This window comes from Desulfuromonadales bacterium, assembly GCA_035620395.1.
GTDB lineage: Bacteria > Desulfobacterota > Desulfuromonadia > Desulfuromonadales > DASPGW01 > DASPGW01.
The window spans coordinates 1-13,213 of the sequence record DASPGW010000041.1; the positions used below are offsets into that span (position 1 = coordinate 1).

The following is a 13,213-nucleotide window of genomic DNA, read 5'->3' on the forward strand; positions in this document are numbered from 1 at the left end:
CACCTGCCACGACTTGCTGACATGCTGAAAGCCCTGATCAAGCCAACGGACATTCGATTATCGCTACTGGCAGTAGGCCGTAACCGAGGTAACTTCCCAGCCTTCCTTCAACCTGTTGACACGATCCGGCTGACTCTCGAAAAGCCTGCTGCCGCTTCCACCAACATCGGTAGCTATGGCATCGAAACAACGTCTATTGCCATTCTTGCTGGTTAAACATCCATACAGATACAGGGCTGAGCACCGGGAACCACCCTCGACTCTTCCTTCGAACGATAGTAAATCACCCAAGTGCTTGGCAGATGCAGTAATAACGTGCCCCTCCGATGTCCTGAATCTGCCTCTACCAAAGCGCTCCGCCCGAACAGGTTGATTTACTTGCGCTACAGTGATGGTTCTTCGCTCAGCTACGTTGTTGGCCGAGACCTGCCGGTACACCGGTTGCGGTACCTGGTTTTTGTAAGTGGCAACCTCTGCAACGGCAATCTTCTCAGCACCTTGCTGTCTCGGCTGATCCGAAAAGTGGATGGTTCCCTTCTCGTCGACCCATTTGTACGTCGTCCCGGCTTCCTGCTTTAATCGTTGAACTGGCGGGTTGACCTCACTCGGCCGATAGGTCGGCGCCTGCTGCGCCGGCGGCCCTGTCGACTCTGCGGGGCGAACAGCCACCACCTGTTCTTCTCCCTCGGTTTGGGTCTGCCCAAGCCCGGAAATGTGGCCGCCCCTTTCCAGTGTTAGCCAGACCGCAAAGACGACCACGGCACTGGCGGCCAAAAGGCTCAAAAGTTTTAGTGCTTCGCTGCCGTCTCTCAAGCAAATTCCCTCGACCAGATTGATGAATTATTGTCCGTCCCCGATTTATGAACCAGCGTAGCCCGGCACCTCGGATACCGCAAACACCCCCAGAAATCTCTGCCACTCCCTTTCCCCTGCCGCAACGTCATCTTGATTCCACACCGAGGGCAGGTCGGCGTCCGGTAATCCCCTTCGAGAGCCAATGCCAGCAGCTCTTCCTGCTTCTCGGCCGGCAGCTTCCCGATAAAATCCAGAAATATCTCACCGGAAATCAGCCGCAGCTTTTTCCCTTCAGCGAATTCAAGCGCCTCATTCGTAAACTCTCCAGAGGTGATAAACATACCGTTAGCCACCCCCTCAGCGGCCATTACCCCGAAGAGTTCCCGAACCGGCTTGATCCCGACCTTGTAGGTCGTCCAGGCCTTGCACTGCACGATGCCGAAGGGCTTCTCGTTGCCCGCCTTGTAGACCCAGATATCCACCCCGCCGTCGGCCCCGATGCGGGTCTCTTTCGGGTCATAGCCGGTCATGCGAAAATACTCGGCACACACCGTCTCGAAACGCTTCCATTCCAAGGAACTCAAGATCTCGGCCGACCACTCCTGGCGACGCTCGACGTGGAGCGACCCCATGGTGAATTCGTCCCCGTCAGGCTCAAAGCTCTGAGCCGAGGCCGCCAGATCATTCACCGTCTGCGGCGAGTTTCCCGGTCGAGGCCTTTGGACCGGGATTCGGCTTCGTGCGCTTTCCGGCGCACCCCAGCCTTCACGGATGAGATAATAGAGGCCCGCGAGGATGGCACCGACGAGGCAGATCAGGAAGAGGACGTAAAGGACCTTCCCGAAATCCACCCTATGCAGGAAAATTGCCGCGAGGATGACGAGTCCCACAACGAAATTGAACTCATCCTTCCGCCCCCTGTATCTTTTCCTAGCCACGCTGTAAAATCCCCTCGATCCTGACTCAATTCCCCACCGCCCCCAAACTACCACCTGCTATCAGAAAAGAGTCACACGTACGCCGCACCCTCCTCCTCGATCTTAAACCCGATCTCTTTCCGCCCCTTCTCCTCCGGCTGCATCATTTGCCGAATGGCGTCGAAGACCACCCGGAACTGGGCATCGTACCTCTGCTCCAGCTCATCGAGCCGACGGGCGAGCTCGGCGTTGGAAGCGATCATCTCCCGCAGCTTGACGAAGGTCCGCATGATGCGGATATTGACTTCGATTGCCCGGTCGCTGTTCAGCACGCTGGAGAGCATGGCCACACCCTGCTCGGTGAAAGCGAAGACATTCGGTGCGTGCTTGAAGCCCGGACTTGTCACAAATTGTGATATGTCCCGGATTTCGTCCCGGCTAAGGGCGATCATGAAATCATCTGGAAACCGCTTGATGTTTCTTCTAACCGCCTGGTTAAGCACCCTTGTCTCCACTCCGTAAAGCTCCGCCAGGTCCCGGTCCAGCATGACCTTCTGGCCACGAAGAGAATAAATCGACTTCTCGATACGCTCAATCGGAATCAGCATTTTCCCCCTCCTTGTTTAAGTCCCGAGTCCCGGGACTGCTATTCTAACCCGGGACCGCCTTACAGATATGCCGCTCCGCCCTCCTCCACCTTGAACCCGATCTCCTTCCGCCCCTTCTCCTCTGGCTTCATCATTTGCCGGATGGCGTCGAACACCGCAACAAACTGCTGGTCATGGCCGGCAAATTTCTTTTCCAGTTCGTCGAGCCGGTGTGCCAACTCGCGGTTAGAGGCGGCCAACTCCCGCATATGCACAAAGGCGCGCATGATGGCGATGTTAACCTGCACGGCGCGCTCGCTGCCCAGCACGCTGGAGAGCATCGCCACCCCCTGCTCCGTGAAGACGTAAGGCAGATAACGTCGGCCGCCTCGACCTTGCGACTTTGAGATTCCAACCTGGAATCTCAAAGACCCGGCCTCCTCGGCCGCGAGCTGAAACATGAAATCCTCGGGAAATCGGCCGATGTTGCGCTTGACCGCCTGGTTCAGCGCTTTGACCTCAACGCCATACATCTCCGCCAGGTCCCTATCCAGCAGCACCTTCTGCCCGCGGATCAGATAAATCTTCCCCTTGACGACCTCTACTGGAACAGTCATGTTCATGCCCCTCCATTGTGACAATCAATCTTGAAAATCCTTTGCGTCTTCGCAAGGTTATGCCTTTGAGGTCACAAATTGTGACCTCAAACAGTTCTCACGCGCGCATGCAGCCGATAAAAAAACCGCCCGCGCCTCACCGGCACCGAGCGGTTTCAACCATCTCTTTGTTTGTCCTCGCGAACCCTCATCCCGCCCTCCGGGCAGCAAAAAACGACCGCCTCAAGATACCTTCACAGATGTGGGATGTCAACGGAAAGGGCGGTCAGGGGCGGTCTCTGGTTTCTGGCCCTGTTCGGAGAAGGCGTAGGAAGGCGTGCGCCGACCGCCCCAGTCACTTGAGGTCGCAAATTGCGACTTCAAGTCTTTAAACTCTTGATTTGTCAGCTGAAACATGAAGTCTGGCGGAAACCTGTCTCCATGATTTCTTCGCCTGAATTTTCCTGTTGTCTTCTTCTGGTCGCCGAATCCCATAAAAACTTAATGCTTTAGACCTTATCGTGTTTCACGCGGATCGAATCTGATAAATTCTGATAAGAATCGGATAAAGCCTTTGTCTTGTTTAATCAGATATTGATCGGATTTTATCCGAAGTTATCCGCGCGGAACTGAAACATGTCGCGATTATATCTTCGCTTGAATTTTTCCGAAGCCTTCTTGTATCAAATCAAAACTTCATGCTTTAGACCTTATCACGTTTCACGCGGATCGAATCTGATAAATTCGGATAAGAATCGGATTAAGCCTTTGTCTTGTTTAATCAGATATTGATCAGATTTTATCCGAGGTTATCCGCGCGGAACGATTTTGATTCATTCCCGAGAACAATTCTTTTAAATTCCGGTTTCCGACCAAAATTCAGCAACAGCCCAACTTCCTTGTCGGTCGCCTTCAAATAATTTGTCAATTGCGCAAGATGTTCACTCCTGATGAACTCTGCGGATTTCAATTCCAAAATCACAATCCCATTCACAATAATATCGGCAATGTAATCTCCAACTTGGATTCCATCGTAATAAACCCTCACACTTTCCTGCTGGACGACCGATAGCCCGCTCTTTTTTAGCTCAATTGCAAGGGCGTTTTCATACACCCTTTCAAGAAAACCGTGACCGAGGCGATTGTAAACGTTGTAATAGGCACAGATGATTTTGTCGGTTATTTCTTCATGGAACATAAATCCCCCCTCGCTTCTCACTGATCGAATCTGATAAGTCCGGATAAGAATCGGATCAATTCCTTGTCTTGCTTAATCAGACGTTGATCCGATTTTATCGGACCTTATCCGCGTGGAACGGTTTCGTATGCCGCGCCTTCCCCTCCACCTTGAACCCGATCGCCATCTGCGTCATCTGCGGATTCATTGATTCCTCTCCTTGCTTCTTTTCTCCAAAAAAAACCGCCCGCGCCTCACCGGCACCGGGCGGTTTCATCAATCCTTCCGTCTTCCTCCCAAACTCAGAACCCCACGCCCTGTCCGGTCGGGCGCACCACCTCGACCCCTTTGGGCGGGACGAAGTTGAAATGACTGTCGGGCAGCCGGCGATTGACCCGGACGCCGCTGAACTCGATGCGGGTGCTGTTGTCGCTCGGGTCGTAGACCGTGGTGGACAGAATGGGGAAGATGCTGCCCGGCTTGCCGCGGCGCGTCGCCTCGGCGACGGCATCCTTGGCCACCACCACCAGCAGCTTCTGCAGCACGGCGGAGGGCTGGCGGGGGCGCAGCTCCAGAACAGGATTGCCTTGCTCATCCCGGTTCGGCGAGGCCCAGGCAATCTGGAAGTCCCGTGACAGGTTGCCGAGGCCGGTCAAAAAAGCGAGGGGGTCATCGGCACGGGGCTGGGCGGAAGCCTCGATGTCGGACTGGATGACCTGGTGGTTCTCCGGCACGTAGACCCACATGGTCTTGCCGTTGGAGACGATCTCCTGCCGCGTCGGCTGGTCGTATTCCCAGCGGAAGAGGGGCCGGGAAACCCGGTCGGAACGGGTACGGTCGAACTTGACGGTCACGCGGCCGTGGCCCTTCTGGACGCGGTCGAGAGAGGCGACCCGTGACTCCTGGAGGAAATCTGCCTGAAAATCGGCGATGGCCGACGGCGTCGCAGAGTTTGCCTTGAAGGGGCCTTCGAGGGTCTGGATGACGTCCTGCAGGCTGACGTCCTCCTTCGCCGACACCATTTGCGGGAGGGGAAAAAACGCCACCAGGACCAAGACCAGCAATACTATCCGATTCATTTCTGTCTCCATGCTTGAGGGCAATTTTCAGCCGGCGAGTAATGTATCATCGCCGTGCACCGAACGCACCAGCACCTGGCCGGTCGCGAGGTCGAACTCCACGGTCCGACCGTGGCCGCCGCCGACGTCTTCGGCCAGCAGAGGGATTTCCAGGTCTAGCAGGGTCGCCCGGGCCATCCGCACATTGCGCGCCCCGATGCTCTCTTCGGACGGCGCGTAGAGCGGCTCGAACATGTTGGCGCCGCCGACGAGCCGCGCCGTCAGACTCCCCCGCGCAGCCCCCAGGCTGACCAGCTCGTCGGCCATCAGACGGATGGCGGCATCGACGAACTTGGCCAGGCGCACCTCCTGTACGCCGGGCCGGGGCGTCGGCAGCAGGGTATGGGCCATGCCGCCGAGACACCTCTGCCGGTCATCGAGGATGACGCCCAGGCAGGAACCGAGACCGTAGGCTACCAGGACGGCGGGTGCCCTGGCCACGCGGAATTCGGAAATACCGACCCGCAGCTTGCCGCTCACGGCGCACCTCCGACCGCTTCGAGAATGAAGCCGAGGGAAGCCGGATCGGGGAGCAGGAAAAAGTGCCCCTTGATCCCTTCCGCACCGGGCGCGACGCCATGGAATTCGGTTTCCACCATCAGGGCCAGGTCCCCGGCCTGACTCAGCTCGATCAGCACATAGTCGACCACCGCCCCGGCCATGTCGTAGGCCAGCATCGGCACCGAAGGGATCAGGGTCAGGTGCAGCAGGCTGCCGAGGGCGTTGAGGTAGGCCGAAGCAAGGATGTTGCCCACCTCCTTGAGCGTGGAGACGCCGATCTCGTTGAGGAGCGGTTCCGACTCGTCCCGGCGCAGCAGGCAGGCGAGCAGCCGCTGGACGCTTTCGCGGGGAAAGACGAGCAGAATGTTGCCGCGCGCGTCGCCGAGGATCCGCAGGGTGATCCCGGCCACCACACGCTCCGCCCCGCCCATCAGCTCGGGGACCTGGGCGACATCGGTCACGGTCACCCGCGGAACACGCAGGTAAATGGTCTCGCCGATCAGCTGGGAGAGGGCGGTGGCGGCATGCCCCATGCCGATGTTGCTGACTTCCTTGAGGGCATCGAGCTGTCCTTCGCTCAGACGGGAAAAGGTCACGAATTTTCTCCTCTCGGCCGGGCGGCCGGCGCGCCGGGCCGCTGCTCCAGCAGCGATTGCGGATCGATGATGAAAATTACGCTGCCGTCTCCCAGCACCGTCGCACCATGAACGCCCGGGAGCCGGTCGAGGGGAAACGCCAGACTCTTGACGAAGACTTCACGCTGGCCGACCAGCCGGTCGACCACCAGCCCGACCTTGCGGCGGCGCCCTTCGACGACGACCACCGGCAGGCTTCCCCCGGCAGATGGCCGTGCGGGCAGCTGGAGCATCTTGCGCAGCGACAGCAGGGGAACCAACTCTTCCTCGAAAGGGATCACCATCTGCCGCCCGGAGGAGCGGACATCCTCGCGGGCAACATCGAGGGTCCGCAGCACCTTGGTGATGGGGATACCGACGGTATGGCCCGCGCATTCCACCAGCAGAACCTGGATGATCGCCACCGACAGCGGCAGTTTGAGCAGGAAGCGGGTCCCCAGGCCCGGCTCCGACTGGATGTCGAGCCCTCCCCCCAGGTTTTCCACGGCCTTCTTGACCACGTCCATGCCGACGCCGCGGCCCGAGGTTTCGGTGATCTCGGCTGCCGTGGAAAAACCGGGACGACAGACCAGCTGGAGGATATCCCGATCCGGCAGCGCACTGGCCTGGGCAGGGGTAACCATCCCCTTTTCCAGGGCCTTGCGACGGATGGCGACGGGGTCCATGCCGCGGCCGTCATCGGCCACCTCCAGCAGCACCAGGTCTTTCTCCCGCCAGGCACGCACGCTCACGGCGCCGCGCGCCTCGATGCCATGGTCGACGGCGTTGCGCACCAGGTGCACCAGGGGGTCGGCCAGCTCTTCGAGAATGGCCCGGTCGAGCTCGACTTCGATGCCGGTCATGCGCAGCTCGACATTTTTGCCGCTCTTGCGGCCGAGATCCCGAACCAGCCGCGGGAGCCGGCCGGTGATGCTCTCCAGCGGCATCATCCGCACCTGCAGCACATGATGATGCAGATCGGCGATCAGCCGCCGCAGCTGCTCGAGCGCCTCGCCGGCCTCGGTCCAGCGCGTCTCGCGAAAAGCCGTCTGCAGCATGTAGCGATTGGTGATGAGCTCGCCGGTCAGGTTGATGAAGCGGTCGAGGAGCTCGGTGCGCACCCGCACCGTTCGCCCACCCTCGTCCCGCTGGGGCAGCCGTGGCTGCTCCCGGCGCCGGTCGACGGCGAGGGAAACCCGTTCCACATCGGCCATCGCCGCCAGCACTTCCTGTATCTGTCCGGGCGGCTGTTCGGTCAGCAGCCAGGCCTCCAGACGGCGGATCGCCCCCCCCTGCCCCAGTTCCTCCGCCGTCGGGGCACTCTTCAGCAGCGTTCCCAGCCGGCCTATCTCCCGCAGGAGGAGCAGCGCGCGGGCCGCCGGCGCGATGGCCTCGGCGGCCAGTTCGACGGTCACCTGCAGCGCCTGTCCCGGAACCGGTTCGGCAGGCGCCTCCGGCGGCGCGGCAGATAGCGGTGCCGGCGCAAGGGGCACAAGCGAGGGTTCAGTTTCCGCAGAGGCAACGGCGGCCGCCAGAAATGTGTCCACCTCGCGCTCCGGCTGCTCGGTGGCCACGTCCTCGAGCAGCCCCTCCAGCAGATCGACCCCCGCCAGCAACCGGTCGATGGCGGCGGCGGAAACGGCGCCGCCCTTGCGAAAACCGTCCATCAGGTCTTCCAGGTAGTGGGCGAGCTGCACCGTCTGTTCGTATCCCATCGAGGCCGCCATCCCCTTGATGGAATGCGCCGCCCGAAACAGGGAATCGATCCCCTCGCGGTCGGTGGGGTTCTTTTCCAGGGCTACGACCAGGCTGGCCATACTCCGGAGATGCTCCTGCGTCTCGGAGAGGAACATCCCCCGGTATTTGGACATGTCCATAGGCAATTCCGGCGTAAGGCTAAGGGAAAAAGGCAAAGGGGAGAACTTTCATCCTTCTTCCCTCATCCTTCATCCTTGATTTTTGGTCACCCGCCGCACGACGTCGAGAACCCGCTCTTCCTTGAATGGTTTGACGATAAAATCCTTGGCCCCGGCCTGCACCGCCTCGATGACCAGCGCCTCCTGGCCAAGGGCGCTGCACATGACGACGCGGGCGTCGGGGTCCTCGCGGGTGATCTGCTGCAGCGCCTCGATGCCGCTCTTGAGCGGCATGACGATATCCATGGTCACCAGGTCCGGGCGCAGCTCGAGATACCTTTCAACCGCCTCGACGCCGTTGGCCGCCTCACCGACGACCTGAAAGCCGGCTTTGACGAAAATCTCCCTGAGCATGTTGCGCATGAACAGGGCATCGTCCGCAATCAGAATCCTAAGTCCCATGGTCTCCTCCTGTCCCCATTTCAGTCATCTCCAGGCTCGCGAGCAGCTGCGCCGCATCGAGCAGATTGATCATTTCACCATCGAGGCTGAAGACCGCCCGGCTGCAGTTGGCCCGTCGGCCATCTTCCCGGGAGGACAACAGCGCGTCGGCATCGAGCAGCACGATCCGCTGAATGGCGGTCACCGCCAGCGCCAGCCGACAGAGCGACGTTGCCAGAACAATGATGCGCCCATTCTTTTGGCCGGCGGCAAAGCCGAGGCAGGCACCCAGGTCGAGAACCGGCAGAATGTTGCCGTGAAAATTGATGGCCCCCGGAAAGGCGGCCGGCGCCAGTGGGATGTAGTGATAAGGCGGCGGCTCGATGACTTCCTGGATATGGGCCACCTCCAGGGCATAGAGCTCTTCGCCGAGGCGAAAGATAAGAACCTGTTCCATGCCGCCCTAGCTCTTCTCGGGAGCGAGCTGAAAGCGCCTGACCGCCTCGAGCAGTTGCTCGGCGAGGGCCGAGAGGTCCTGGGCCGAACAGGCCATTTCCTCCATCGAGGCCGACTGCTCCTCGGTCGCTGCGGAGACCTCCTGGGTGGCTGCGGCGTTGTCGGTAATGACGCGGGAGATCTCGTCGATCGCCGCCACCATCCCCTTGGCCCCTTCGGCCTGCTTCTGCGATAGCTCGGCGATGCTGGTCGCCTTGGTCTGGGTGGCGACGGCGGTTTGAATGATCTCCTCGAAAGCGCCGCTGGTGGTGTCGAGCGCTGCCCGCTCACTGTCCATCTCCCGGATACTCGTCTGCATCGAGGACTGGACTTTCTGGCTTTCCTCGCGGATCGCCTCGATCAGCCGGGAGATTTCGCCCGCCGAATCACTGGAGGAATCGGCCAGTTTGCGGATCTCCTCGGCGACCACGGTGAAACCACGACCGTACTCGCCGGCCCGGGCCGCCTCGATGGTGGCGTTCAGGGCGAGCAGGTTGGTCTTCTGGGCGATACCGGTGATCACTTCGACGATCTTGCCGATCTTCTGCACCTGCGTGCCGAAGGAGACGATCTGCTCGCCATTGCGCTCCACGTCCCCGAGCACCTGCTTCATTTTCGCCATTGAATTGCGGGCGATCTCTCCGCCGCGCTGGGCGGTGCGGGCGGTGTCGCTGGCCGAGGCGGAGAGCTTCTTGGCGGAAGCGGCAATCAGGTCGATGGAGACCGCCATCTCTCGGATCAGCCGGGACGATTTTTCCACCATTTCCGCCTGGGTTTCGGCGCCGCGACTGATCTGTTCGACGGTGTTGGCCACCTCCAGGGAAGAGGCCGTCATCTCCTCGGAGGTGGCCGAAAGGCCGTGCGCCGATTCGGCGGCCCTGACCGCCGAGGCCCGGATGGTTCCGACCAGCTCGCGCAGGCTCTCCACCACCAGATTGAGGGAGGCGGCCAGATCGGCCGTCTCGTCCGGAAAGCCGCTTCGGGGAAGCAGGACGGGTGCCGAGAGGTCCCCGTGGCTGAGACGTTCGGCCGCCTCCCGCAGATGCCGGATATTGGCGGTGAAGGCCCTGGAGAAGAACCACCCCAGCACCAGGCCCACCAGGATGGCGCAGGCGACGGCAACCAGCTGCTGCATTTCCTCGGGGATGCCGAGGGAGGGGACCAGCAGATTCAGGAAAACGACGGAGCCCACCACGATGATGAAGCCGGCCACGAATTTGTAGGTGATCTCTACGCGCATCAATCCGCTCCTTCCGCCCCGGCCGGGCGGGTTTCAATGTCAACGCATGCCAGGAACTTCTCTGCCCCTGCCGGCAGCTATTGCCGCTGATAGATTCGCTCGCCGGCGTATTCGGCCGCAAAGAGTCGGCGACTCTGGCCCAGCAGCATTTCGGCCTTCCCGAGGACCAGAATCCCGCCGGCCGGCAGCGCCGCCGCGAAGCGCTGCAGGATGTTCTCCTGCTCCTCCCGGGAGAAGTAGATCAGCACATTGCGGCAAATGATCAGGTCCGCCCGGGGATAGGCCGGCGCCGTCAGCATGTTGTGCCGCTCAAAACGCACCAGGCGCCGGATCGCCTCGGTCAGCCGCAACCCCTTCCCTTCCGGGGTAAAGAAGCGCTCCCGCAACGCCGCCGGCACTTCGGCCAACCGCTGCGGTTCATACAGACCGGCCCGGGCGCTTTCAAGAACAGCGGCGCTGATGTCGGTGCCGAGGATGTCGATCTTCACTTCCGGCGGCGCCAGCTCCTGCAGCAGCAGGGCCAGCGAATAGGGCTCCTCACCGCTGGCGCAGCCGACACTCCACAAACGGAGGGTCCGGCGTCCTTCGGCCTGCACCCGGCGCAGCAGTTCCGGCAGGACCTGCCGCGCGAGCAGGTCAAAGGTCGAGGGGTTGCGAAAAAACTGGGAGACATGGATGGTCAGTGCCGCCATCAGGGCATCCAGCTCCGCCTCGTCCCGTTCCAGCAGGGCCAGGTACGGCCGGGCCTCGCTGAAGCCCCGGGCGCGGACGCGGGTGGCGATGCGGCGCTTGACGCAGCGGTCCTTGTACATGGCGAGGTCGAAGCCCCGCTTCGCCAGCAGGATGCGGCACACCTCGCGAAACTCCGCCTCCGGGAATTCACTCCCGACAAAAGGGGCGGGGCGGCTGTCGCCGGTCGGCACAGTGTTCACCGGCAGGCCCTTCTGACGGGAAAATCCCGGGTTAAAGACCAACAGGTTAAGTAAAGCATTCTCACGCTCGTTCGCTCCGCTCACTCAAGGCGCAAAGACCGCCAAGGAAGGCCAAACCCGATTTTCTTTGCGCTCTTTGCGCCTTGAGCGAATGCAATGAGCCGGCGTGGGACGCTTTTCCATGTTCTTCGCGTGGCTCCCATCTCTCAGCCGCTTCGGCCGAAATGATCGTAGCCGGCCCTCCGGGGCGGAACTCGGCGGCCATCCCGACCGAGGACGATCAGTCCTGCCTCCGGCGCGGTGATTCTCCCCAGACGCGTCACCGGCACTCCGACGGACCCCGCCAGGTCGGCCAGCTCCGCCTCGCGCTCCGGCGGCACCGTAAAGAGCAGTTCGTAATCCTCGCCGCCGGCCAGGGCGAGATCGAGCAGCGCCGGTTCCTGCGCCAGCGCCCGGCGAAAAGGCTCGGAGAGGGGCAGCGCCGCCGTCTCGATCGCGGCACCCGCCTGCGAGGCCTCCAGGATGTGCCCCAGGTCGGCCAGCAGGCCGTCGGAGATATCGATCATGGCGGTGGGAATGGCGGCCTGCGCCAGCGCCCGGCCGAGACCGGTCCGGGCCTCGGGGTCGTGATGCCGGCGGGCGAGAAAGGGTTCCGGCGCCTCTCCTGCCAGCAGCAGCTGCAGGGCGAGGCCGCTGTCGCCGAGGGTTCCCGAGACGTAGAGGGTATCGCCCGGCCGGGCCCCACGGCGGCGGACCAGCTCCCTCTCGGTGACCGCCCCCTCGGCGGTCACCGAGATCAGCAGCGGTCCCGGCGAACGGCAGGTATCGCCGCCGGCCAGCGTGGCACCGTAGTGCCGGGCCGCTTCGAGAAAACCGGCAACGAAGTCGTCGAGATTTTCGACGCTCATGCCGACCGGAACGGCGAGCCCCAGGAAGAGGTGACGCGGTGTTCCCCCCATGGCGGCGATATCGCTGACGTTGACGGCAACGCTCTTGCGTCCCAGCGTGTGCAGGTCGGTCCAGTCGCGGCGGAAATGAACCTGCTCGATCAGCAGGTCGGTAGTGGTGAGCAGCAGTTCGCCCGGCGGCAGGGAAAGCGCGGCGCAGTCATCGCCGATTCCCAGTCGCACCCCGGCGGCAGGCGGTATGGAGCGGGCGATGCGGTCGATGAAACCGAACTCCCCCAGGTCCGCCAGTTTCACGGTTTGGCTTCCAGCGCCGCGGCAAGCACCTCGTCCATGGTGCGGGCGGAGACGAAGCGCACCTTCTTGCGCAGATGCGGCGGGATCTCCTCCAGGTCTTTCTCGTTGCGCCAGGGGATGATGATGGTCCTGATGCGGGCCCGCACCGCCGCCAGCACCTTTTCCTTGAGCCCGCCGATGGGCAGCACCTGGCCGCGCAGGGTGATTTCCCCGGTCATCGCCACATCCTTGCTGACCGGCCTGCCCGAGAGCGCCGAGATCAGGGCCGTCGCCATGGTCACCCCGGCGCTCGGTCCGTCCTTGGGGATGGCGCCGGCCGGGACATGGACGTGGATCGCCCGCCCCTCGTAGAAATCGGGATCGATGCCGAGCTCCTGGGCGTGGGCGCGGGCGTAGGAGAGGGCGGCATGGGCGCTCTCCTTCATCACCTCGCCGAGGTGCCCGGTGAGGGTCAGCTCCCCCTTCCCCTTCATGGTGTTCACCTCGACGTAGAGGATTTCGCCGCCGACTTCGGTCCAGGCCAGGCCGGTGGCGACCCCAACCTCGCTCTGCCGCAGTTCTTCCTCGGGCAGGTAGCGCGGCGGGCCGAGAAAGCGGCTGACGGTGCTCTCGGTGACCAGGACCGGCTTCTTGCGTCCTTCGGCATAGCGCCGCGCCACCTTGCGGCAGACGCTCCCCAGTTCCCGCTCCAGGTTGCGCAGCCCAGCCTCCGCGGTGTACTCGCTGATGATCTTCAGCAGGG

Annotated in this window: 16 protein-coding genes; 1 reads left to right on the forward strand and 15 read right to left on the reverse strand. The window is 62.0% G+C overall.

Annotated elements, in window-relative coordinates; genetic code table 11:
* Nucleotides 1-216: hypothetical protein (locus tag VD811_02350; GenBank protein ID HXV19815.1), on the forward strand; the 216-nt coding region annotated here is incomplete at its 5' end.
* Between the two features lie 593 nt (nucleotides 217-809).
* On the opposite strand, the gene VD811_02355 is transcribed toward VD811_02350, so the two are convergent.
* From VD811_02355 to VD811_02425, 15 genes are all read right to left on the reverse strand, one after another.
* Nucleotides 810-1,733: a restriction endonuclease gene (locus VD811_02355; protein HXV19816.1), complete on the reverse strand. Its 924-nt coding sequence runs from the start codon at nucleotides 1,731-1,733 to the stop codon at nucleotides 810-812.
* 71 nt (nucleotides 1,734-1,804) lie between these two features.
* Complete coding sequence (locus VD811_02360; GenBank protein HXV19817.1) at nucleotides 1,805-2,320, reverse strand: ORF6N domain-containing protein; 516 nt, start codon at nucleotides 2,318-2,320, stop codon at nucleotides 1,805-1,807.
* A 59-nt stretch (nucleotides 2,321-2,379) separates the two neighbouring features.
* Nucleotides 2,380-2,922, reverse strand: coding sequence for an ORF6N domain-containing protein (locus VD811_02365; protein ID HXV19818.1), 543 nt, complete (start codon nucleotides 2,920-2,922; stop codon nucleotides 2,380-2,382).
* Nucleotides 2,923-3,694: 772 nt separating this feature from the next.
* Nucleotides 3,695-4,093 carry a GxxExxY protein gene (locus tag VD811_02370; protein ID HXV19819.1) on the reverse strand — a complete coding sequence of 133 codons (399 nt, stop codon included), beginning with the start codon at nucleotides 4,091-4,093 and terminating at the stop codon, nucleotides 3,695-3,697.
* 94 nt (nucleotides 4,094-4,187) lie between these two features.
* On the reverse strand, nucleotides 4,188-4,349 hold the full coding sequence (locus VD811_02375) for a hypothetical protein (GenBank protein HXV19820.1): 162 nt from the start codon (nucleotides 4,347-4,349) through the stop codon (nucleotides 4,188-4,190).
* Nucleotides 4,350-4,374: 25 nt separating this feature from the next.
* Nucleotides 4,375-5,151, reverse strand: a complete 777-nt coding sequence (locus VD811_02380; protein HXV19821.1) for an outer membrane lipoprotein carrier protein LolA — start codon at nucleotides 5,149-5,151, stop codon at nucleotides 4,375-4,377.
* A 27-nt stretch (nucleotides 5,152-5,178) separates the two neighbouring features.
* Nucleotides 5,179-5,670, reverse strand: coding sequence for a hypothetical protein (locus VD811_02385; protein HXV19822.1), 492 nt, complete (start codon nucleotides 5,668-5,670; stop codon nucleotides 5,179-5,181).
* On the reverse strand, nucleotides 5,667-6,287 hold the full coding sequence (locus VD811_02390) for a chemotaxis protein CheC (GenBank protein ID HXV19823.1): 621 nt from the start codon (nucleotides 6,285-6,287) through the stop codon (nucleotides 5,667-5,669). The genes VD811_02385 and VD811_02390 overlap by 4 nt, the downstream gene beginning before the upstream one ends.
* Nucleotides 6,284-8,182, reverse strand: coding sequence for a chemotaxis protein CheA (locus VD811_02395; protein ID HXV19824.1), 1,899 nt, complete (start codon nucleotides 8,180-8,182; stop codon nucleotides 6,284-6,286). The genes VD811_02390 and VD811_02395 overlap by 4 nt, the downstream gene beginning before the upstream one ends.
* A 69-nt stretch (nucleotides 8,183-8,251) precedes the next feature.
* Nucleotides 8,252-8,623: a response regulator gene (locus tag VD811_02400; protein ID HXV19825.1), complete on the reverse strand. Its 372-nt coding sequence runs from the start codon at nucleotides 8,621-8,623 to the stop codon at nucleotides 8,252-8,254.
* The gene (locus tag VD811_02405; GenBank protein ID HXV19826.1) at nucleotides 8,613-9,059 is read right to left on the reverse strand and encodes a chemotaxis protein CheW; all 447 of its coding nucleotides are present in this window, start codon (nucleotides 9,057-9,059) and stop codon (nucleotides 8,613-8,615) included. The genes VD811_02400 and VD811_02405 overlap by 11 nt, the downstream gene beginning before the upstream one ends.
* A gap of 6 nt (nucleotides 9,060-9,065) precedes the next feature.
* Nucleotides 9,066-10,337 carry a methyl-accepting chemotaxis protein gene (locus VD811_02410; protein HXV19827.1) on the reverse strand — a complete coding sequence of 424 codons (1,272 nt, stop codon included), beginning with the start codon at nucleotides 10,335-10,337 and terminating at the stop codon, nucleotides 9,066-9,068.
* Between the two features lie 77 nt (nucleotides 10,338-10,414).
* Nucleotides 10,415-11,269 (reverse strand): protein-glutamate O-methyltransferase CheR, encoded by an 855-nt coding sequence (locus tag VD811_02415; protein HXV19828.1) that lies wholly within the window; start codon nucleotides 11,267-11,269, stop codon nucleotides 10,415-10,417.
* Between the two features lie 206 nt (nucleotides 11,270-11,475).
* Nucleotides 11,476-12,471 (reverse strand): thiamine-phosphate kinase, encoded by a 996-nt coding sequence (gene thiL / locus VD811_02420; protein ID HXV19829.1) that lies wholly within the window; start codon nucleotides 12,469-12,471, stop codon nucleotides 11,476-11,478.
* Nucleotides 12,468-13,213 (reverse strand): S16 family serine protease (locus VD811_02425; protein ID HXV19830.1); only part of this gene is annotated, 746 nt, incomplete at its 5' end. The genes thiL and VD811_02425, both read right to left, overlap by 4 nt.